This is a genomic window from Nocardioides immobilis, assembly GCF_003515065.1.
Lineage (GTDB): Bacteria > Actinomycetota > Actinomycetes > Propionibacteriales > Nocardioidaceae > Nocardioides > Nocardioides immobilis.
Genome location: NZ_QXGH01000036.1, coordinates 33,357 through 53,395 on the forward strand (window position 1 = coordinate 33,357; position 20,039 = coordinate 53,395).

General features: G+C 66.8%; 19 protein-coding genes. 5 read left to right on the plus strand and 14 right to left on the minus strand.

Features of this window, described 5'->3' with window-relative positions:
- Positions 1 to 182 precede the first annotated feature (182 nt).
- From D0Z08_RS26325 to D0Z08_RS26350, 6 genes are all read right to left on the minus strand, one after another.
- Positions 183 to 1,100, minus strand: a complete 918-nt coding sequence (locus tag D0Z08_RS26325; protein WP_118928264.1) for a LysR family transcriptional regulator — start codon at positions 1,098 to 1,100, stop codon at positions 183 to 185.
- A gap of 53 nt (positions 1,101 to 1,153) precedes the next feature.
- Positions 1,154 to 2,566 carry an NAD-dependent succinate-semialdehyde dehydrogenase gene (locus tag D0Z08_RS26330; RefSeq protein WP_118928265.1) on the minus strand — a complete coding sequence of 471 codons (1,413 nt, stop codon included), beginning with the start codon at positions 2,564 to 2,566 and terminating at the stop codon, positions 1,154 to 1,156.
- A 34-nt stretch (positions 2,567 to 2,600) separates the two neighbouring features.
- Positions 2,601 to 3,560 (minus strand): fumarylacetoacetate hydrolase family protein, encoded by a 960-nt coding sequence (locus D0Z08_RS26335; RefSeq protein WP_118928266.1) that lies wholly within the window; start codon positions 3,558 to 3,560, stop codon positions 2,601 to 2,603.
- A 1-nt stretch (position 3,561) separates the two neighbouring features.
- On the minus strand, positions 3,562 to 3,855 hold the full coding sequence (locus D0Z08_RS26340; RefSeq protein ID WP_118928267.1) for a putative quinol monooxygenase: 294 nt from the start codon (positions 3,853 to 3,855) through the stop codon (positions 3,562 to 3,564).
- Between the two features lie 70 nt (positions 3,856 to 3,925).
- Complete coding sequence (locus tag D0Z08_RS26345; protein ID WP_118928268.1) at positions 3,926 to 5,386, minus strand: RpiB/LacA/LacB family sugar-phosphate isomerase; 1,461 nt, start codon at positions 5,384 to 5,386, stop codon at positions 3,926 to 3,928.
- Positions 5,386 to 6,321 (minus strand): VOC family protein, encoded by a 936-nt coding sequence (locus D0Z08_RS26350; RefSeq protein ID WP_118928269.1) that lies wholly within the window; start codon positions 6,319 to 6,321, stop codon positions 5,386 to 5,388. The genes D0Z08_RS26345 and D0Z08_RS26350 overlap by 1 nt, the downstream gene beginning before the upstream one ends.
- Positions 6,322 to 6,543: 222 nt before the next feature.
- Between D0Z08_RS26350 and D0Z08_RS26355 the strand changes: the two genes are divergently transcribed.
- From D0Z08_RS26355 to D0Z08_RS26375, 5 genes are all read left to right on the plus strand, one after another.
- Positions 6,544 to 7,455 (plus strand): LysR family transcriptional regulator, encoded by a 912-nt coding sequence (locus D0Z08_RS26355; protein ID WP_182481502.1) that lies wholly within the window; start codon positions 6,544 to 6,546, stop codon positions 7,453 to 7,455.
- Positions 7,456 to 7,554: 99 nt separating this feature from the next.
- The gene (locus D0Z08_RS26360) at positions 7,555 to 8,133 is read left to right on the plus strand and encodes a cupin domain-containing protein (protein ID WP_118928271.1); all 579 of its coding nucleotides are present in this window, start codon (positions 7,555 to 7,557) and stop codon (positions 8,131 to 8,133) included.
- Positions 8,130 to 8,573, plus strand: a complete 444-nt coding sequence (locus D0Z08_RS26365) for a VOC family protein (RefSeq protein WP_182481503.1) — start codon at positions 8,130 to 8,132, stop codon at positions 8,571 to 8,573. The genes D0Z08_RS26360 and D0Z08_RS26365 overlap by 4 nt, the downstream gene beginning before the upstream one ends.
- Positions 8,570 to 9,376: an SDR family NAD(P)-dependent oxidoreductase gene (locus D0Z08_RS26370; RefSeq protein ID WP_245994522.1), complete on the plus strand. Its 807-nt coding sequence runs from the start codon at positions 8,570 to 8,572 to the stop codon at positions 9,374 to 9,376. The genes D0Z08_RS26365 and D0Z08_RS26370 overlap by 4 nt, the downstream gene beginning before the upstream one ends.
- Before the next feature lies 1 nt (position 9,377).
- On the plus strand, positions 9,378 to 10,496 hold the full coding sequence (locus tag D0Z08_RS26375; RefSeq protein ID WP_118928273.1) for an FAD-dependent monooxygenase: 1,119 nt from the start codon (positions 9,378 to 9,380) through the stop codon (positions 10,494 to 10,496).
- A gap of 182 nt (positions 10,497 to 10,678) precedes the next feature.
- On the opposite strand, the gene D0Z08_RS26380 is transcribed toward D0Z08_RS26375, so the two are convergent.
- From D0Z08_RS26380 to D0Z08_RS26415, 8 genes are read right to left on the minus strand one after another with little or no spacing between them, the layout of a single operon-like run.
- Positions 10,679 to 11,788 carry a 2-oxoacid:ferredoxin oxidoreductase subunit beta gene (locus tag D0Z08_RS26380; RefSeq protein WP_118928274.1) on the minus strand — a complete coding sequence of 370 codons (1,110 nt, stop codon included), beginning with the start codon at positions 11,786 to 11,788 and terminating at the stop codon, positions 10,679 to 10,681.
- Complete coding sequence (gene fdxA, locus D0Z08_RS26385; protein ID WP_118928275.1) at positions 11,785 to 12,114, minus strand: ferredoxin; 330 nt, start codon at positions 12,112 to 12,114, stop codon at positions 11,785 to 11,787. Before fdxA ends, D0Z08_RS26380 begins: the two co-directional genes overlap by 4 nt.
- Entirely contained in the window at positions 12,111 to 14,141 is a 2,031-nt protein-coding gene (locus D0Z08_RS26390; RefSeq protein ID WP_118928276.1) for a 2-oxoacid:acceptor oxidoreductase subunit alpha, read from the minus strand. The genes fdxA and D0Z08_RS26390 overlap by 4 nt, the downstream gene beginning before the upstream one ends.
- Positions 14,131 to 15,612: an FAD-dependent oxidoreductase gene (locus D0Z08_RS26395; protein WP_118928277.1), complete on the minus strand. Its 1,482-nt coding sequence runs from the start codon at positions 15,610 to 15,612 to the stop codon at positions 14,131 to 14,133. Before D0Z08_RS26395 ends, D0Z08_RS26390 begins: the two co-directional genes overlap by 11 nt.
- Positions 15,612 to 16,325: a nuclear transport factor 2 family protein gene (locus D0Z08_RS26400; RefSeq protein WP_118928278.1), complete on the minus strand. Its 714-nt coding sequence runs from the start codon at positions 16,323 to 16,325 to the stop codon at positions 15,612 to 15,614. Before D0Z08_RS26400 ends, D0Z08_RS26395 begins: the two co-directional genes overlap by 1 nt.
- A complete protein-coding gene (locus D0Z08_RS26405) occupies positions 16,322 to 17,335 on the minus strand; it encodes an ABC transporter ATP-binding protein (protein WP_118928279.1) in 1,014 nt (337 codons plus the stop codon). The genes D0Z08_RS26400 and D0Z08_RS26405 overlap by 4 nt, the downstream gene beginning before the upstream one ends.
- Positions 17,332 to 19,101 (minus strand): dipeptide/oligopeptide/nickel ABC transporter permease/ATP-binding protein, encoded by a 1,770-nt coding sequence (locus tag D0Z08_RS26410; RefSeq protein WP_118928280.1) that lies wholly within the window; start codon positions 19,099 to 19,101, stop codon positions 17,332 to 17,334. The genes D0Z08_RS26405 and D0Z08_RS26410 overlap by 4 nt, the downstream gene beginning before the upstream one ends.
- On the minus strand, positions 19,098 to 20,039 hold the full coding sequence (locus D0Z08_RS26415; RefSeq protein ID WP_118928281.1) for an ABC transporter permease: 942 nt from the start codon (positions 20,037 to 20,039) through the stop codon (positions 19,098 to 19,100). Before D0Z08_RS26415 ends, D0Z08_RS26410 begins: the two co-directional genes overlap by 4 nt.

Here is a 20,039-nt window from a genome sequence, read left to right on the forward strand (position 1 = left end):
GCGCGCACGGCGCTCGAGAACGCGCCCGCGTGAAGTGCGAACGCGATGACCCGCCTGGCTCGGCCTTGTGGCACACGCCCGCGACCCCGGTCAATACCTCCGATTTTAGGGAGGTTCGGCGCCACATCGGGCTGATCGGGCATCCGCACCCGGGATGTCATGTATCACCGGGATTTCCCGTCTCAGGCTTGTTCGTCGATCCCGACGCCGATGTTCCGTAGTGCTGCGAGTAGCCACAGCAAGCCAGCGTCGGCGGAGTTGGCCGGATGCCAGTGCGCGACCTCGACCAAGGTCGCCGGCGTCAGCGGCGTTCGCACCACGGCGATGCGGTCAGGGTGTGCCTCGGCGACGCGCCTCGGCACGATGCTGAACATCAATGTGCCGGCCAACAGTAGTGGGACGGAAAGGAACCCGCGCACGGTCGTCGCGAAGTAAGGGGTCACACCGTGCTGGGCAAGCATGTCGTCGGCGGGTGTCGAATGCACGTCGCCGAACACCGCGGCGAGGTAGTTGAGTTCGCGTAGGTCGGACAGTTCCAGAGTGTTGTCGTCACCGAGGCGAGGGTTGTCGCGGTCGGCGATGACGACGAACTCGTCGGAGAAGACTTCCTGTTTCCGGCCGGGTACGCCGCGGCCGCTGCTGGCGATGAAGAGGTCTCGCCTCAGCAGGTCGCTCGGGTCGACGTTGTCGTCGGCGGGCAGTAGGTCGAACTCGAGGCTCACCGAGGGTGCGACCTCGTTGCAGTGACGGATGAGTGGCGCAGCCAGCACCGACAACGCGTAGTCCGACGCCGCGATCAAGAACGTACGGTCGCTGGACTCGGCGACGAACGGCGGGCGCGGGTCGAGCGTCTGGGTGAGGACCGTCATCGCCTCCGCCACGACCGGAACCAGGCTCCGGGCGCGAGGGGTGAGCTCGAAATGGCGGCCGACCTTGACCAGCAGCGGATCGTCCAGCTGCTTGCGCAGCCGCCGGAGCACGCCACTCATCGCGGGTTGGGTCATGCCGATCCGCTCACCAGCGCGGGTGAGGTTCTTCTCCGCGAGGATCGCGTCGAGCATCACCACGAGGTTGGCATCCATCTGCCGCAACTTCGTCATGACACCTCCTCCTCGCCGGTATCCGCGGGCGTCGTCACATGCTAGTCACGCCGTCAGTGGCCGTCGGTCGCCGGCATGTCTGCGATCCAGTTGGTGCGGACGTTGGTGAACTCGAGGAGTCCCTCGCGTGAGAGTTCCCGTCCGTAGCCGCTGTTCTTGATGCCGCCGAACGGCATTCGCGCGTCCGATGCCGGCACGCTGTTGACGAAGAGCGCCCCCGAGCGGATCTGCTGGCCCAACGCGATACCGCGGTCGACGTCTGAGGTCCAGATGCTGGCGGCAAGGCCGTACGCTGTGTCGTTCGCGAGCTCGACGGCATGCACCGCGTCCCGGGCGCGAACAACGGGCAGGACGGGACCGAACGTCTCTTCACGGAAGGCCGTCATCTCTCGGGTGACATCCCCCAGCACGGTCGGTGCGTAGTAGTTGCCGGCCTGGTCCATGCGTTCGCCACCGACGAGCAGGCGGGCGCCTTCGGACAGCGTCGTGCTGACCTGCCGCTCGATGTCGTCGACGAACGCCTCCTTCGCCAACGGCCCGATCTGGGTCGAGGGATCGAGCGGGTTCCCGACCCGTAGCGCGGCAACCAGGGGCACGATGCGTTCCAGGACCTCGTCGTAGATCGCGTCCTCAACGATGAGCCGCTTAGCGCACAGACAGCTTTGGCCGGCGTTGACGAACCGGGACTGCACTGCGAACGGAACCACTGCGTCCAGGTCGGCATCGGCGAGGATGATGAACGGGTCGGACCCGCCCAGTTCGAGGACGGTCTTCTTCAGAGCAGTGCCGGCCGCTGCGGCGACGGCAGCGCCGGCGCGCTCGCTCCCGGTCAATGTGACGGCCGCGACTCTGGGGTCGGCGATCACCGGTGGGACCAGTGCGTGGTCGTCAATTACCAGCGTCGTGAGGAGTCCTTCCGGATACCCGGCACGACGGAAGAGGCCCTCGATGGCCAGGGCCGACCCGGTGACGTTGGCGGCGTGCTTCAGCAGGCCGCCGTTTCCAGCGGTCAGGGCAGGGACGGCGAACCTGAGGACCTGCCAGTAGGGGAAGTTCCACGGCATGATGGCAAGCACGAGGCCGATCGGCTCGTAGCCGACCCAGGATCGTTTTGCGTTCGTCTCGACGAGCGCCGGTGCGAGGAACTGCTCGGCGTTCTCGGCGTAGTAGTCGCACGCGAGAGCGCACTTGAGGACCTCGCCGCGGGCCTCGGCGATCGGCTTGCCCATCTCGCGACTGATCAGCAGCGCGTGCTCATCGACCTCGTCGCGGAGCAGCGTCGCCAGTCGGCGCAACGGGTCGAGTCGTGCCTCGACCGTTGTGGTGCTCCAAGAATCGAACGCGGCAGCTGCGCCGCTGATCGCGGCCTCCACGGCTGCGGGGTCCATGACCGGGATCTGGTCCCACGGCTCACCGGTGGCTGGGTCGACGAGCTCGATGACTGGCGGTGCGGTGACGGTGTTCATGACGGGGGTCCTTCCGTTGGAACGCTAGGCACGATCAGCCGACGGGACCGGCTGCAGGGGAGCGTGCGGGGGGTACGCGATGTCCGGGGCTGCGCGTTTGCGTCACGCGGTTGCTGATCGATCCAAGTCCGTCTACGGCCATCGTGACCACGTCACCGACCTGCAAGGGTGGCGGCTCCATCACGCCGCGGCGGCCCCACATCTCGGCGAGGGCACCTCCGGCGCAGGTGCCGGTGGCAAGCACGTCGCCGGCACCCACCCATGCGTCCCTAGAAGCGTGGCTGAGCATCTCCTCGAAGGACCAGGCCATGTTTGCCAGGGAGTCCCGTCCGATCTCGGTGTCGTTCACGCTGACCGTCATGGTCAGGTTGTAGCGGTCCCCTACCCGGTAGGGCTCCAGCTCGTCGGGTGTGGTGATCCACGGCCCGAGCGTCGAGGCGAAGTCCTTGCCCTTGGCCGGTCCGAGGCTGACTTGCATCTCACGTCGTTGGATGTCGCGCGCCGACCAGTCGTTGAAGACTGCGTATCCGACGATGTGCTCGGCGGCCTGGTCGACGGTGAGGTCGCGTACCTTCGAGCCGACCACTGCCGCCACTTCCAGTTCGAAGTCCAGCGCCTGGGTGTCTGGTGGCATCGGCACGTCCTGCCTGTGGCTGATCAGCGAGTGCGGGTTCATGAAGATGAAGGCGGGCGCGTCGTACCACGCCTCGGCGATCTCTGCTGTTCCTGCGACGCTCTGGGTCACGCCGCGGACGTGCTCCTCGAAGACGACGAAGTCGCGCATCGCGCGCGGCTCGATCGGCGGAACGAACCGGACGTCGTCGAGGGGAATGCGATGATGCCGGCCCGCTTGGGCCTCCAGGAGATTCCGCTCCGGCAGGCTCATGGTGAGGACGTCGAGGACGTCGAGGTTGCGCGGGAGGGAGCGAACCATGTCGTGGCGCACGGTCCCGAGCAGCACTGCACCGTTGTGCTCGTAGCGGGCCAGTTTCATCTCAGAGGTCCAGCGTCGTGTAGAAGTCCCGCACGCGGGCTTCCAGCGCCGGGATGGCCTGTCCGAGTGCCCACTTCTCGAAGTGGTCGTAGGTGCCGTGGGCCTTGAACGCCTCCTCGTCCACGTAGACCTCGAAGATGCGGAAGACATTCGGCTCCTGGGGGTCCTGGTAGGCCTGGTAGTACAGGTTGCCGGGCTCCTCCCGGCTGGCCGGTGAGAGGTTGGCAAGGGCCTCGAGCACGAGGTGTGCCTGGCCTTCCTTGGCGGTCCAGGTTGCACTGCAGACGAACGGCATGGGTGTCTCCTTGGGTGGTGTTGGGTGTGGTTGTCCTGCCCTCGACGAGGGCAGGAAGTCGGGCGGCGATTCAGACGCGGAGCGCGATCTTGCCGCGCCCATGACCTGTTTCGAGGCGCTCGTAGGCCTCTCGGGCCTGTTCGAAGGGGAATGTCTGAACCGGAATGCCAAGCTTCCCTGCCGCCGCGGCGTTCGCGATCCGCTCGAGGGTTGCTGCCGAGCGGAGGTACCTGCCAGGCGATGAGAGGCCGAGCTCGGCCACGGCTGCATGGTCTGCGATCGCCACGATGCGCTCGGGCGGCACACCGAGTTCCAGACCGGCGAGGACCGCTTCGCGTCCATGGTTGTCCTGCACAGCCGTGAGGGGTTCCGGCGAGACGGCTTTGACACGATCGGCGAGGCCCGGGCCATACGGCACCGCGATGATCCCCAGGGAACTCAGGAACTCCAGGTTGTCGTTGCCGGCGGTGCCGATCACCACCGCGCCGGACGCCAGCGCCAACTGCGAGTAGAGCAGGCCGACGCCGCCGCCGGCGGCGCTGACGAGCACGACGTCGTGCTCACCGATGCCGAGCACATCGATCGAAGCCTGAGCGGTGAGGGCGGCGGTCTGCAGTGCGCCGGCAACGTCCCAACTCAGGTTGTCCGGCTTGCGGGCGAGGTTGGTCGCGGGCACGACCAGATCCGATGCCGCAGCTCCCTGTGAGTCGGTCCAGCCGAGGACGCGGTCGCCGACCGTGCACGGTCGTCCGTCGGTGTAGTGGGCGTCGGGTCCCACCTCGTCGACGGTTCCGGCGAAGTCCTGGGCGGTCCCGCGAGGGAAGGCTTCGTCTTGCGGCGGGTAGAGACCCGATCGGAACTTGACATCGATCGGGTTGAGTCCGACCGCTTTCACGGCGACCCTGACTTGACCGGGACCAGGGTGCGGCGCTGGCACTGGCTCGACCGCCAGCACGGAGGGGTCGCCGCATGCGCGGTAGAGCAATGCTCGTGTTGTGCCCGCGGTCGTGCGCGCCGAGTCCAGGACCGCCTCGGTGTATCCGACCTGCCAGCCGGCGATGGTTCCCGATGTCTCGAACTCCATGACCTGGACGATTCGGCGAACGTCGTCGGGGTTCTTGTCGAACCGTTGCGTCATCAACGACTCGACCGCGATGAGGGCGGCCGCCGCGTCCACACCGTCGCAGCGATGGTCGATCACCACGGCGTTGCAGTCGTCAATGCGACGGGCGCTGCGCAGCAGCGCCGGGTCATGTCCCAGAACCGCGCGGACGCCTTCCACCTTGTTCGCCGCGATCGCGACCCCGACCGGCGAGGAGCCGAGCAGTATCCCGAGGGCGTCGGTGCCCCGGTCCTGGTCAGCCACGACAGCACGTGCCGCGTTCAGGGTGAACGCGGGATAGTCGTCGCCTTCGTCGATGAAGTCCGGTGCGTGGGCAATCACGGAGACGTCGTCGCGGCCTTGCAGTGCCGTTGCGAGCTCGCTGCCGAGGGCGAAGGTCGCGTGGTCGTAGGCGAGGTGGACGCGCATCAGACCGGGGGGGCCACGAATAGGCCGTGGTCGACGTCGTTGAAGGATTCGCGGGCGACGAGTTCACTCATTTCGTTCGACGTGCCCCACTGGTCCTGCGTTTCGATGTCGGCGACGTCGAGCTTGCTGGGATGCCAGTCGTCCTCTTCCAGGACCTTCAATGCGGTGGTGTACTCCACGGTGTTGGAGGCTGGGTCGAGGAAGTATGCGAACGTGTTGTCGCCGGCGTTGTGGCGCCCTGGGCCCCACACCATGCGGGCGCCGGAGCGGAGGATCTTGCCGGTGCCTCGCATCCATTCCTCGATGCCGCGCATCTCGAACGAGGCATGGTGCAACGAGGCGTGGGGTCCGCGCGCGATGGCGAAGGAGTGGTGCAGCGCGTTGCAGCGCATGAAGTACATCATGTCGCCCATCGTTTTCGACCAGAGCGTGTCGCTGAGGGCGAACCCGAGGTGCTCCTCATACCAGCACCGCGTGGCCTCCGGCGCGGGCGAGTTGACCACCACGTGGGAGATGCGAACCGGAACAGGCTCTCGCTCGTCGATCGTGCGGTGCTCCCGGGTCGTCACGTCTGAGGAGATCTCCAGGGTGCGGCCGTCGCCGTCGAAGAATCGGAAGCCGTAGCCGCCGCCCGGCGTGCCCAACTTCTGCGGACGCGTGACCAGCCGCACGCCTGCTGCCTCGAGGGTCGCGGCCGCCTCGTCGACGTCGGTCGTCGAGGCTGCGCCGAAGGAGATGAGGTCGATGCGCTTCTCCGCGCGCCGCAGCCGGAGGATGTAGTTCTCAGGGCTGCCCGCCGCCGCGAGGTAGGCGATGTCGTCGTCGCCGTCAACGGCAACGAGCCCCCAATGCTGGGTGTAGAAGTCCCGAACCTCTTCGAGGTTGGGTACTGCCAGGCCCAGGTAGCGCAGGTGGGTGATCAGTCGTCTGGTCAATGCTCTTCCCGTTCTCAGGGTTCACGACGGCGGGGCCGCCGCGGCTTCGAGTCTAGGAACGGTGTTTCGCGTGCGGAACCGACTGATTTGGATACCTTGCATCGCCGATCGTGCTGCCCTGGGTCCGGCGCGGACGAGGCTCCTGTGCCTCGCTGCGCTCCTCCAGCCTGCTCCGCGGTGTGCCACCATCGGCGTCAACCGGGGCAGAGAACGGAGGCCTCAATGAACCTGGCCGGCAAGGATCTCAATCTCGTCATCGCGCTGCAGGCGTTGCTCGAGGAAGGAAACGTCACCCGGGCAGCGGCGCGACTGGGCATGGGACAACCTGGAATGAGTGCGTTCCTGGCGCGGCTGCGTTCGCACTACAACGACGAGCTGCTAGTTCGCGTCGGTCGCAACTATGAGTTGACTCCTCGTGCGCGGGAGCTGCTCCCATTGGTCCAGCGGGCGGTGCCGCTGCTCGAGGAGTCGCTGGGCGTCAACCGGTCGCTCACCCCGACAACGGCCAAGCGCCGGTTCACCATCATGCTCTCCGACTTCGCGGCCCTGGAGCTGCACGGCCATTTGGAGGTGATCCGACGCGAAGCGCCGTTCGGTATCGACCTCCTTCCGCTGCCCGAGGACCCAGAGGGCATCGAGACGGCTCTACGCAGCCACGACTTCATCGTCGCTGTCCCAGCGATGGGTGTCGAAGGGGATTTTGCGCCGTTGTTCACCGACCACTACGTGTGCCTCGTCGATGCGGCGAACCCCGCGATAAGTGACGGAGCATTGAGCTGGGACGCCTTCAACGAGCTGCCCTTGGCCTCCGCGACCTTCGGGGTTCATCACCACACTCCGGCCGACCGCCGCCTTCGCGAACTCGGTTTCGCCCGCAAGCCTCAGGTCGTTGCCCGCGGGTTCCTCCCACTGCCTTCGATCGTCGCGGGCACCTCGATGGTTGCCGTGGTGCCGTCACGCCTCGTCAAGCGCCTAGGGCCGGGGACCGGGACGATCGCGGTCGCCCCTCCGTTCGGAACGGTCGAGCTGAGGGAGAACCTGTGGTGGCATCCGAACCGGTCTGCGGACCACGGGCACCGTTGGCTGCGGACCCGCCTCCTTGACACGCTGGCACCGGAGGTGCCACGGGTCTGAACGCGATTCGCGTACGTCGTTCTGGCATCCCACAACCACATGGCTGGCATCGGATAACGTCCTTTCCCTAGTGCACTGCTCGCTCTATACGGTCGCGGCATGAGTCCGCACGAGTTGCAGGTCCCGCGACGCGTCGTAACCGGGCACACCCCCGAGGGGGTTTCCGTCGTGGTGTCTGACGGCCCTGTCCCGACCCACCGATACATGCCGCAGGACGGCGTCGGGTTCTACGAGATCTGGCAGACCGACGAGATGCCGGCGGCAGTGTCGCCGAGCGAGGCGGACGAGCCCACCGCACGGACCATCCGGGTTCCTCCGTCGCCCAACGGGACGAAGATCCGGATCAACGAGTTCTTCCCCGGGCACGTCAACGAGCACGGCCACCAGTCGCCAGTCCACAGGACGGAGTCCATCGACTACGGGATCGTGCTGTCAGGCGAGATCGTCCTGTCCCTCGACGATTCGGAGGTAACGCTTCGAGCCGGCGACGTCGTGGTCCAGCGCGGCACCGATCACGCATGGACCAATCGCGGCAACGTGCCGGCACGCGTCGCGTTCATCCTCATCGACGGCCACTTCACCGACGAGCTCCGTGCCGTGCTGCCCGAAGATCTGCACGCAGCCGTGATGCGTGGCGGTCCGCACGAGCAGTCCGGATCCGAGGGCGTGGTCGCATGACGGCGATCGATCACGTCGGGCTGAGCGTCGCTGACCTCGACACCTCTTTGGCGTGGTACTCGAAGGTGTTCTCACTCACCGAGGCAGTCCCGTTCGCCATCCCACACCTCGCCATCCGCGGGGCGTTCCTGATCGACGGTGCCGGTGGCGCGATCGAGGTCGTCGAACGAGCCGGCTCCCTCGCGGTCCTGGAGGCCGTGGACCCACCGGAGGCTCTCATGACACGTGGCTACGGCCATGTTTGCTTCCGCGTGGACGACGTCGATACGGCGCACGCCCGTGCCGTGGCGTCTGGCGCAAGCGAGAAGATGGCGCCGCAGGACTCGCCCGAACAGGGGGTTCGGATGAGCTTCGTCGCTGACCTTGAAGGCAACCTCGTCGAGCTGCTGGACCGACGGCACCCTGTTGGCGGCCGCCCAGCACCGGAGCAACTGCGGTGACGACGACGCTGGCCTTGCCCGGCCTGACGCAGGGCTTGATCGTGGTCACCGGCGCCGCCGGCGGACAGGGCCGGGCCCTGTGCCGCTTGCTCGCCTCGCTCGGAGCTGACGTCCTGGGCACGGACCTCAGCACCGATCCACCAGCCGACTTCATCCGACTCGCCGACGGCCAACCCGGCTCTCTCGCGTACCGGCAGCTCAACGCTGCGCGCGAGGAGGATTGGGAGGCACTGGCCGAGCATCTCCGCGGGCAGACAACCGTTGTCCGCGGGCTAGTCAATAACGCCGGCATGCCCCTGCGCTCGCGCCTGGGAGATGTCGAGCTCGCCGACTGGGATTGTGTCCTCGCGGTGAACCTGACCGGTCCGATGCTGGCGATCCAGACCCTCGCGCCGCTGATGGGCCCGGGCTCGTCCGTGGTCAACATCGGCTCGCTCGCGGCACTGAACGCGCACCACACGGTGGCGTACACCTCGAGCAAGTGGGGCCTGCGCGGGCTCAGCGCGGTTGCCGCGACCACGCTCGGGACACGCGGAATCCGTGTGAACACGGTGCACCCGGGATACATCCAGACACCGATGATGGCCAACGCACCCGAATCCATGAAGGCAGCCCAACTGGCCCTGACTCCGCTCGGTCGCCTCGGCGTACCGGACGACGTGGCCCAGGTCGTCGCATTTCTCTTGTCAGATCTGTCCGGCTACATCACCGGCGCAGAGATCCCTGTCGATGGCGGCTTCAGCTCGACGGCTGGAGCCAAGTACTTGTCGGACGCCGTGGCGGCCGCACCGGAGGTGAAGTGACATGGCAGTCAACAAGGTTCTGATCGTCGGTGGAGGTGTCACCGGATCCGTGGCCGCGATCGGCCTGGCCCAACGCGGGGTGGACGTTTGCCTCATCGAGCAACGGGACGTGTGGATGGGCGCCGGCCACGGGATCACGGTCCACGGCAACGCGCTCCGTGCGTTCGCAGAGATCGGCGTGGCCGATCGGATCATCGCGACTGGCGTGCCCTTCGACCGGATCCGCGTGCATCAGGCCGGCGGGCCGCTCCTGGCCGACGTACCAACGCCGCAGACCGGCGGCCCGTTCTTGCCAGCGACCCTCGGCACCCTCCGCTCGGATCTCCAGAACGTCCTCGTCGAGGAGATCGGGAACCTCGGAATCGACGTCCGCCTCGGATGCACCGTCAAGGAGTTGCACGACGCGGGTGACCGCGTCACGGCGGCGCTTTCGGACGGTACGACAGCGGAGTACGACCTCGTCGTCGGTGCCGACGGCATCCACTCTGACACCAGGCGGATGCTGGGCTTCGACGAACGCCCGGCACCGTCCGGGATGGGCATCTGGCGCTTCGTGACCGAGCGACTCGAGCACATGGACAGCTCGGCGGTGTTCTACGGCGGCCCTTGGTACAAGGCGGGCTATGCGCCGATCTCGGACACTCAGTGCTACGCATACGTGCTTATCGACCCTGTCATCAAGGACGCCGACCGACGCGACAACACGGTGCTCACAGGCCTGCTCGATGGCTACCACGGGGACTTCGACCACCTGCGCAAGAGCATCGATGAAAGCACGTTCTCGAACTACCAGCCGATTGAGTGGCTGCTCATTGATCGTCCCTGGTCCCGCGGACGCGTGATCCTCGTCGGCGACGCCGCGCACGCGTGCCCTCCGCTCATCGCGCAGGGCGCTGCGATGTGCGCCGAGGATGCCGTCATCCTCGCGGACTTCGCGACCCGCGAAGGTGATCTCGACCAGCTTCTCGGCGAGTTCTGGAGGCGACGCATCCATCGCGTACGGACGGTTGTCGAGAACTCCCTCCAGATGGTCGACTGGGAACTTCACCCGGACCAACCGGGCAGCGACGCTGCTGGCCTCATGGCGCGCTCCCTGGCCCTGATGACAGAGCCCGCCTGAGGTTCGAAGCGAGACCCCGCGCCTACGCACGGACTTGCGGGATTCGACGGAGACTGACACCGCCTGGCTCCAAGGAGTTCAGGCGCGTTGTCAGTCTCGTCGTTGCTCGGTGCCCTGAGGCTGGAGGTCAGCAATCAGCAGCTGATCTTTGTCGATCTGCCCTGCTTGCGCTCGGGTTTCCGCTAGCCGACGTTCCAGGTGTCGCCGGCGTTGAGGAGCTGGGTCAGGCGGTCGGTGTCGTTGCCCTCTGCCTGTGTTGCCTTGGTCTTGGCGTCGTTGACCTGCGCGCGGGCGAGGTCGTCGTACGTCGGCCGCTGGACCTGGCGGAAGATGCCGATCGGGGAGCGGTTGAGGTAGCCGGAGTCGGTGAGGCGCGAGATCGCGAACGCCGTCGACGGGTCCTCGTTGTGCGCGTCGTGGACGAGCAGGTCCTCGACGGGCATCGCGGCGGTGTCGACGACCTCGACCCCGCCACCGGCGGACCGGGCGAGGGCCTTGTCGCCGAGCCCAGTGGTCTCGTCCCGGGTGCCGAAGGTGATCGGCTCCCCGTGGACCAGCGGGATGATCGCGTGCTCCTTGGTCTCGCTGTCCTTGATGGCGTCGAAGGCGTTGTCGTTGAAGATCGGGCAGTTCTGGTAGATCTCCACGAACGACGTGCCGCGGTGCGCTGCGGCTGCCTCGAGGACGGCGGTGAGGTGCTTGCGGTCGCTGTCGATGGTGCGGGCGACGAACGAGCCCTCGGCGCCGAGGGCGAGGGAGACCGGGTTGAACGGGTGGTCCAGGGAGCCCATGGGCGTGGACTTGGTGACCTTGCCGACCTCGGAGGTGGGGGAGTACTGGCCCTTGGTGAGGCCGTAGATCCGGTTGTTGAACAGCAGGATCGTCATGTTCACGTTGCGGCGCAGCGCGTGGATCAGGTGGTTCCCACCGATCGAGAGCGCGTCGCCGTCGCCGGTGACGACCCACACCGACAGGTCCTCACGCGCAGTGGCGATGCCGGTCGCGATCGACGGCGCGCGGCCGTGGATCGAGTGCATGCCGTAGGTGTCGAGGTAGTAGGGGAACCGGCTGGAGCAGCCGATGCCGGAGACGAACACGATGTTCTCGCGGCGCAGGCCGAGGCCGGGCAGGAACGACTGCACGGCCTTCAGTACGGCGTAGTCGCCGCAGCCGGGGCACCAGCGGACCTCTTGGTCGCTGGTGAACTCCTTGCCCGTCTGCGGACCGTCAGCAGCGGGCACCGACTCGGTGCCGGAACGAAGGGAAGGGGTGCCGAGGTCGATCGTGGTCATGCGTGTGCTCCGTTCTGAGCGGGCATAGCTGCGATCTCGGGGTGGTCACGGTCGGCGAAGTTCGAGTTGGCTGCTCCGCCGGGCGATCCGAGGTCGTCGAAGAACTCCGCGTTCAGCCGCGTGAACCTCGCAGTCTCTTCGGGTACGTCGTCCTCGAAGAAGATCGCCTCGACCGGGCAGACCGGTTCGCAGGCACCGCAGTCGACGCACTCGTCCGGCTGGATGTAGAGCATCCGGGCACCTTCGTAGATGCAGTCGACCGGGCACTCGTCCACGCAGGCACGGTCCTTGACGTCGATGCACGACGCTGAGATGACGTAGGTCATTGGATGGGCATCTCCTCGTGGTCGGCCGGTGGGTTGAGTCCGTGCTCGCCGAGGTCGACGTTGATGCCCTCGGCCTCGCCGACGAGCTGGCCGATGGCCTCGGCGAGCTCGGCGGCCTTGAGCGGCAGGCCACGGACGTGGTTGTAGCCGATGGCGTCGACCAAGAACTCGGCACGGAGCATCTTGGAGAGCTGGCCGAGGTTCATCTCGGGGACGAGGACCTTGTCGTAGCCCTTCAGGATCTCGCCGAGGTCGGCCGGGAACGGGTTGAGGTGGCGCAGGTGGGTCTGCGCGACGTGGTAGCCGGCGCGCCGCACGCGGCGGCAGGCCGCGCCGATCGGGCCGTAGGTGGAGCCCCAGCCGATCACGAGCACCTTCGCCTGGCCCGACGCGTCGTCGACCTCCAGTGGCGGCAGCGACTTGGCGATCGCCTCGATCTTGGCCTGGCGGGTGCGGACCATCAGGTCGTGGTTGGCCGGGTCGTAGGAGATGTTGCCGTGACCCTCGCCCTTCTCCAGACCGCCGATCCGGTGCTCCAGACCCGCGGTGCCCGGGATCGCCCACGGCCGGGCCAGGGTCTCGGGGTCGCGCAGGTAGGGCCAGAACTCGTCCGGCTCGCCGTCCCCGCCGTTCTCGGCGGCAGCCAGAGCCTTGGCCGAGGCGTGGTTGGGCGCGGTCGCGAACGCCGGGTCGATCTCCGGCAGGTCGTCGACCGAGGGGATCAGCCACGGCTCGGAGCCGTTGGCGAGGTAGCCGTCGGAGAGCAGCATCACCGGCGTGCGGTAGGTGATCGCGATCCGCGCGGCCTCGACCGCGGCGGAGAAGCAGTCGCCGGGCGACTGCGGCGCGACGATCGGGACCGGCGCCTCGCCGTTGCGGCCGTACATCGCCTGGAGCAGGTCGGCCTGCTCGGTCTTGGTGGGCAGGCCGGTCGAGGGCCCGCCGCGCTGCACATCGATCACGAGCAGCGGGAGCTCGGTCATCACGGCCAGGCCGACCGCCTCGGACTTCAGCGCGACGCCCGGGCCGGAGGTGGTGGTGACCCCGAGGGAGCCGGCGAACGACGCGCCGATCGCAGCACCGATGCCGGCGATCTCGTCCTCGGCCTGCAGCGTGGTCACGCCGAACGACTTGTGCTTGCTCAGCTCGTGGAGGATGTCGCTCGCGGGGGTGATCGGGTAGGACCCCAGGAACACCGGCAGCCCGGACCGGACACCGGCCGCGATCAGCCCGTACGACAGGGCCAGGTTGCCGGTGATGTTGCGGTAGGTGCCCTCGGGCAACTTGGCCGGCTTGATCTCATAACGCACCACGAACGTCTCGGTGGTCTCACCGAAGTTCCAACCGGCCTTGAACGCGGTCAGGTTGGCGCCCAGGATGTCGGGGCTCTTCTTGAACTTGTTCTCCAGGAACGTCGTGGTCGGCTCGGTCGGCCGGCCGTACATCCACGACAACAACCCGAGCGCGAACATGTTCTTCGCCCGCGCCGCGTCCTTGCGGGACAGGCCGTACTCCTTGACCGCCTCCACCGTCATCCCGGTCAGGTCCACGGTGTGCACCTGGAAGTCACCCAGCGGGTCGTTCGCGTCGCCGAGCAGGTCGAGCGGGTTGACGGCGTACCCGGCCTTGTCGAGGTTGCGCTTGGTGAAGTCGTGGGTGTCCACGATGATCGCCGCGCCCTTGGGCAGGTCACCCACGTTGGCCTTCAACGCGGCCGGGTTCATCGCCACCAGCACATCGGGACGATCACCCGCGGTCAGGATGTCGTGGTCAGCGAAGTGCACCTGGAACGACGACACACCCGGCAGGGTGCCCTGAGGGGCACGGATCTCGGCAGGGAAGTTCGGCAGCGTCACCAGGTCGTTGCCGAACACCGACGACTCCTGCGTGAACCGGTCACCGGTCAGCTGCATGCCGTCACCGGAGTCACCGGCGAACCGGATGATCACCCGATCGAGCTGCTTGACCAGACGGGAGCCATGGTCCGGCGTCTCGAGAGACGCCGGACCGACGAAGCTAGGAGGCACTGTTCGCCGCGCTTCCTGTCAACACCCCTGCTGCGGCAGCCGCGCCCGCGCGGCGTCCGGAGCTGATCGCCCACGAGAGCGGGGTGCCGAAGTGGTGCTCGTCGAACCCGACCCATCCGCTGGTCAGCGAGCCTGCGGCGTAGAGACCGGGAATCGGCCGACCCTCGTCGTCGAGAACCCGCAGCTCACGGTCGACCACGACAGGCCCGGCCGTGTCGACCATCAGCGGTCGGAACCGCAGCGCGTAGAAGGGAGCCTTCCGTAGCGGAACGAGAAGCGAGGGATCCTTGGCCCACACGGCGTCCCGCCCTTCGTCGCAGGATGCGTTGTAAGTCGCGACCGTCGCCGCAAGCACGTCGGGATCGCTTCCGATCCACTCCGCGATCTCTGCCCAGTCATCAGCAGCCGTGCACCACTCCGAGTTCGACGGATCGGACAGCTGATCCCGAAGCGTCGCCCGATAGCCCTCGGCGGTCCAGGTGCCGGGGTTTTCCTCACCCGGGCGGAGCTCGACCTCGAACGGGTTCGGAGTGTCGATGATCTGCTGGATCAGCGCGTCGTCGAACAGCGCGAAGCCGGACATCCCCGGCTGCTTCACCAACGCGTTGGCGCTGGCATTGATGAATCCCTGTGACTCGTCAAGAAATCGCTTGCCCCGCTGGTTGACCCACAACGAGCGCGGCTCCGTCGAGCCCCTGTTCGGCATGTTCTTCTTCGTCTTGAAGCTGTAGCAGTTCTCCTTCAGGAGAGCAGTCGGGCCGGTCAACGCCGCGCCGACACCAGCAGCGAGAGGGATGCCGTCGCCAGTGAGCGGCTTGGCATCGGTCCAGTAGATGTCCTCGTCATAGATGTCAGCGAAGTGCTCGTTGAGCAGGTCGACGTTGCCGGTGAAGCCTCCCGTCGAGAGGAGCACTGCACGCGTCTGGATGGTGACCGGACCGTCGGGAGTGTCGAGCATGACGGCGGAGACTCCAGAGGAGGAGTCACCGACCAGTCCCGTGACAGAGGCACGAACAATCACCCTTCCCCCGAGGTCCTCGACGCGTTGCTTCATCAAGTCGGTCACCCGCACGAAGCTGCCAGGGTGGTTGGCCCATCCGCTCGGCTCCACGCCGAGGTCCTTGCCCTGCATCGCGCGATACGCCACGCCGATGCTCTCCAACCAGGCCACCGACGCATCCGCCTCATCGATCCACAGCCGGACCAGTTCCGGATCAACACCGTCGAAGTGGTGGTAGGCCATCGTCGTGCGAAACACTTCGTCGGGCTCGTGCTCAAGGCCAGCGGCACGCTGAGGGCCACTGTTCACAGCGAAGAGGAAGCCCCCAGACATCGCGGCATTGCCGCCGACGCGCGATCTCTTCTCGAGCACGATGACCTGCTTGAGCCCCGACTCCAGTGCCGTGAGGGCCGCGGGCAAGCCCGCTCCCCCGGCGCCGATCACGACCAAGTCAACGGGAGGCTGGTCCATCAGCGCTCGCCCACTTCCGCAGTCTCGTTCTTCCGCTGTACGCGCGCCGGGACGGCCGCGTAGCTGGTCGCCTCGTCGAAGGTGTCGTACGGCACCGGCGGCTCGGGCTGGTAGGCAGGCTCGACATCAACGGCGTAGGGCTGGTTGAACGTAACGGGACGATCCGGCGGGTACATGCCCGGCAGCGTCTCGCCGAGCGGCGGAAAGTGCGACGGCCGGTTGATCGAGGAGTCGACCCAGTCCTGGTCGTACGGGGTCCGGAACGTGGTGAGGACGTGCAAGTGCCAGATCCTCCATTCGCCGTTCTCGAGGACGAAGTCGACCGAGTAGCGCCCCCACGACCAGTGCGGGATCGGGGGTCCCTCCGGCATAGGGAACGTCTCGTGCCCAGGCGACATCCACACACCCTTGGCGGTCTTGCGATCACGTGCGATCTCGACAACGCCGGTCGTCAACGTGTGCTCGATCATCATTCCCGGCTCGACCGGCGGAGCGCCGTCGACGTATGCCTTGCGGATCGATTCGATGCCGACCCACATCCCCCAGTCCTCCGGTTCGAAGGTCGGGTCGGGTGTTTCCTTGACCCAGCATTCGTCGAGCTCGCGCGCATGCATGCCCGCAGAGTGGATGTAGGCGCGACGGGCCATCAGCTGGTTGATCGCCTCGATGTCCTCGAGACGCTGGACGCGCTCTTCCAGGGTCATGTCAGTCATGCGGTTTCGTTTCTCCTATTTTCGGGGTTGGGTGCTAGATCGGCGTCGTACAGGTGACAGGCCACTGTGCGATCGCCTACTGCGTTGTCCTTCGGGCGACTGGTCCAGCAGGCCGAGAACGCCTCCGGGCAGCGGGGTGCGAACGGACAGCCGACTTCCGGGACTTCCTGGCTGACCTCCACGGTGGAGGCCGCGAGCGCCTCCACTCGCCGCCGCCGCCGCTCACGCTGGGCAGCCGGGTCGGGCACGGGTGAGGACAGTTCGAGGGCGCGCGTGTACGGGTGCAGCGGACTTGCGAGGATCGCTCGGCATGGCCCCTGCTCCATGACGCGGCCCTGGTACAGGACAACCACGCGATGGGCGATCGCCGCCACCACGGCAAGGTCGTGGGCGATGAAGAGGACGGCCATGCGGCGCTCCGCGCTCAGGCTGCCGAGCAGTTCGAGCATCCGGGCCTGGGTGACCACGTCGAGCGCGCTCGTCGCCTCGTCGCAGATCACGAGATCGGGGTCGACCGAGATCGCCCGAGCGATCGCGATTCGTTGCCTCTGGCCGCCCGAGAACGCCGACGGATACCGATGCATGGCGTCGGCCGGGAGGCCGACCCGGAGCAGCAGTTCCCGGATCTTCGAGTTGGCCGCGTCTGCGCTCATGCCACCGTGCATCTCCAGAGGTTCGCTCAGGATGCTGCCGACGGTGCGGGCAGGATTGAGTGAGCTGAAGGGATCCTGGAAGACGACCTGGAGGACGCGGCCGCTACTGCGGCTGCCGGCACGTTCATGGGTCACGTCGCGACCGCCGAAGCGGATCGATCCGGCAGTTGACTTCGTGAGGCCCAGAAGGGCTCGCCCCAACGTGGACTTGCCCGATCCGGACTCGCCGACGACGCCGACGATCTCACCGCTGTTCAAGCCTAGGCTCACGCCGTCGACGGCGCGGACACTGCTGGAACGCCAGCTCTTCCGATAGGTGACAGCTAGCTCTTCGACTGCCAGTAGAGGTTCAGTCATGTCGCCTTCCGCTCCCGCCCCAGCGAGGTGATCTCGTTGCTGTCGTTGAGCCTCGGAGTGGCTTGGATGAGCTGCCTGCTGTAGGCGTGTTCGGGTGCCGTCAGCACCTTCTCCGTGGTGCCTTCCTCGACGATCCTGCCGTCGGCCATCACCGCGACCCGGTCGCACAGGTCGGCGACCACCCCTAGGTCATGGCTCACGAGCAGCAAGGTCATCGAACGCTCGCTCTGGAGTCGGCGTAGAAGGTCGAGGATTTCCGCCTGCACGGTCACGTCGAGTGCCGTCGTCGGCTCGTCAGCGACCAGGATCTGCGGTTCGCCGCTGAGGGCCAAGGCGATCGATACGCGCTGGGCGATTCCTCCCGATAGCTGGTGGGGGTATTGGGTTGCGACGACATCCGGTGTGCGTAGACCCACCTCACGGAGAAGGTCGCGTGCCGTGCGGGATGCGGCCTTTCGTGAGAGGCCTCGACGGAGGCGGAGCAGTTCGCGCAGTTGCGATCCGACCGTGAAGCATGGATCGAGTGCGACCATTGGTTCCTGGGAGATGAGCCCGATCTTGTGCCGGCGCACCTCGCGAAGACCGGACTCACCCAGGGCAAGCAGATCCTGCCCGTCGAGCAAGATCTGACCCGCGAGAACGCGGCCGGGGGGCGGTACGAGTCCGAGAACGGCAAGGGCGGTCGTCGTCTTCCCGGATCCGGACTCACCCACCAGACCGAAGGCCTCCCCTTTCCTCACCGCGAGGCTCACGCCGGCGACTGCGAGCGCTTCGTCTGCAGCGCCGAAGGCGATCTGGAGGTCCTCGATGACGAGTGCCGACTGGTTTGCGATATCGCCGTCAGCGAGTCGGAGTGGCCTTGTCGCCGGGGACGCGTCAGCGTTCGCATGAGCAGCGCGGCGATCCTTGCGGGGCCGCGGTGCCGACCTGGGACGCCGATGGCCCGTGAGTCCCCGAAGGATGGCAAACCCGACAAGATTGAGCGCCAGCACAGTGCTGGTCAGCGCGAACCCAACCGGGACCATCATCCACGGGTTGACGTACATGTTGTGTGCCGCGGTCAGCGTCAGCTGCCCCCAGCTGGGCGTCTCGGGCGAGAACCCGAGGCCCAGGAATGACAGGGAGGTGAGGAACAGGAACGTCCCGCTGTACTGGATGAAGGTTTGAACGGTCAGAGGCCCGGCGAGGTTGGGCAGAATGTGCCGGGCGAGGATTCGTCGACGTGGCAGGCGCGAGACGAGCGCGGCGTCGACGTACGGCATGCTCCTGGCGCCTGCCGTTGCGTTCCGGGCGACGCGGTACGTCACGCCGCTGGTGAGGACGCCGAACACGATGGCCATGAGCGTGATGTTGTTGTCTGTGACCGCTGCGACGGCCAGGACGACCACGAGGCCAGGCATCGCAAACAGGACGTCAGCTGCAAAATTGGCCAGGGTGTCGACAGGCCCTCGCAGGTAACCGGCCAGGAGTCCAACGGGCACGCCAATGAGCACCGAGACCCCGACGGGGATCAGCGCGGTCACGAGGAGGCCTGAACCGCCGTGTAGCAAGCGGGAGAGGACATCGCGGCCGAGATCGTCGGTTCCGAGCCAGTATTCGCTGGTCGGTCCGCTCAGCGTTGTGGAGAGGTCCTGCGCCAGCGGGTCATGCGGTGAAAGCCAGCCCGCGCAGGCGCAAGCCAGCGAGATCACCACCAGCCAGCCGAGGCTGATGGCGGCCACCGGCCGGGTAACCGCACGGCGGATGGCGTCGCCCTGCGCGGTCACGTGAGCCTCACCCGCGGATTGAGCGCTGCCACGATCAAGTCGGTCACCAGGTTGGCAACGACAACAACGAGGCAGAACATCAGAACGGCCCCCTGCACAAGGGGCAGATCATGGATGCGGACCGCTGTGAGCATCAGGGTCCCCACACCCGGCAAACCGAAGATCGATTCCACGACGACCACTGCCCCGAGCGCGAAGACGAACCCGATGCTGGCGACGGTGACGATCGGACCGCTCGCGTTCCGAAGGACGTGCTTGCCGAGGATCCGCCACCTCGGGAGCCCAGCCGCGATCAGGGTGCGGACGTACTCCCGGGACAGTTGATCAGCCACGGCGTCACGGGTCTGGAATGCCACCTGGCCAACCCCCGCGAGGCCGACCGCGATCGTCGGCAGGATCAGATGCGCGAACCAGTCCGTCGGCGACGAAGCAACCGGCACGTACCCAGTCGCCGGCAGCACAGGAACCTTGATCGCGAAGATGAGCACGAGGACCGCGGCGAGCCAGAAGTTCGGGATCGACATCGAGATGCTGCCGAACCACTGGACGAAGGCATCAGCCACACCGCCGCGGACTGCGGCCAACATGCCGAGCGTCACCCCCACGACCAGCGTGAAGATGGTCGCCAGGAGAGCGACCGACACCGTGACAGGCATAGCTCGCGACAAGGAGGTGAGGGTCGATTCGTTCGTCACGAACGATGTCCCGAGATCTCCGTGCAGCAGGTCGCCGAACCACGACAGGAAGCGATCAATCAGCGGGCGATCCAAGCCGAGCTCGTGGTGCAGGTCAGAAACCTGCTTCGAGGTGGCGCCGGATCCGAGGAGGAACGCCGCCGGATCCCCGGGGACCAGCTCGACCAGGAAGTAGGTCATCGTGGCGACGATCGCCATGATCGGCACACTGAGCGCCAATCGGACGGATGCCAACCTCAACAT

Excerpts from the sequence above, each read along its gene's own strand:
- fdxA (WP_118928275.1), bottom strand. The coding sequence starts at position 12,114 with ATGACCTACGTCATCTCAGCGTCGTGCATCGACGTCAAGGACCGTGCC.
- D0Z08_RS26380 (WP_118928274.1), bottom strand. The coding sequence starts at position 11,788 with ATGACCACGATCGACCTCGGCACCCCTTCCCTTCGTTCCGGCACCGAG.
- D0Z08_RS26355 (WP_182481502.1), top strand. The coding sequence starts at position 6,544 with ATGAACCTGGCCGGCAAGGATCTCAATCTCGTCATCGCGCTGCAGGCG.
- D0Z08_RS26375 (WP_118928273.1), top strand. The coding sequence starts at position 9,378 with ATGGCAGTCAACAAGGTTCTGATCGTCGGTGGAGGTGTCACCGGATCC.
- D0Z08_RS26345 (WP_118928268.1), bottom strand. The coding sequence starts at position 5,386 with ATGCGCGTCCACCTCGCCTACGACCACGCGACCTTCGCCCTCGGCAGC.
- D0Z08_RS26400 (WP_118928278.1), bottom strand. The coding sequence starts at position 16,325 with ATGACTGACATGACCCTGGAAGAGCGCGTCCAGCGTCTCGAGGACATC.
- D0Z08_RS26365 (WP_182481503.1), top strand. The coding sequence starts at position 8,130 with ATGACGGCGATCGATCACGTCGGGCTGAGCGTCGCTGACCTCGACACC.
- D0Z08_RS26330 (WP_118928265.1), bottom strand. The coding sequence starts at position 2,566 with ATGAACACCGTCACCGCACCGCCAGTCATCGAGCTCGTCGACCCAGCC.
- D0Z08_RS26395 (WP_118928277.1), bottom strand. The coding sequence starts at position 15,612 with ATGGACCAGCCTCCCGTTGACTTGGTCGTGATCGGCGCCGGGGGAGCG.
- D0Z08_RS26360 (WP_118928271.1), top strand. The coding sequence starts at position 7,555 with ATGAGTCCGCACGAGTTGCAGGTCCCGCGACGCGTCGTAACCGGGCAC.
- D0Z08_RS26325 (WP_118928264.1), bottom strand. The coding sequence starts at position 1,100 with ATGACGAAGTTGCGGCAGATGGATGCCAACCTCGTGGTGATGCTCGAC.
- D0Z08_RS26415 (WP_118928281.1), bottom strand. The coding sequence starts at position 20,039 with ATGTTGAGGTTGGCATCCGTCCGATTGGCGCTCAGTGTGCCGATCATG.
- D0Z08_RS26405 (WP_118928279.1), bottom strand. The coding sequence starts at position 17,335 with ATGACTGAACCTCTACTGGCAGTCGAAGAGCTAGCTGTCACCTATCGG.
- D0Z08_RS26340 (WP_118928267.1), bottom strand. The coding sequence starts at position 3,855 with ATGCCGTTCGTCTGCAGTGCAACCTGGACCGCCAAGGAAGGCCAGGCA.
- D0Z08_RS26335 (WP_118928266.1), bottom strand. The coding sequence starts at position 3,560 with ATGAAACTGGCCCGCTACGAGCACAACGGTGCAGTGCTGCTCGGGACC.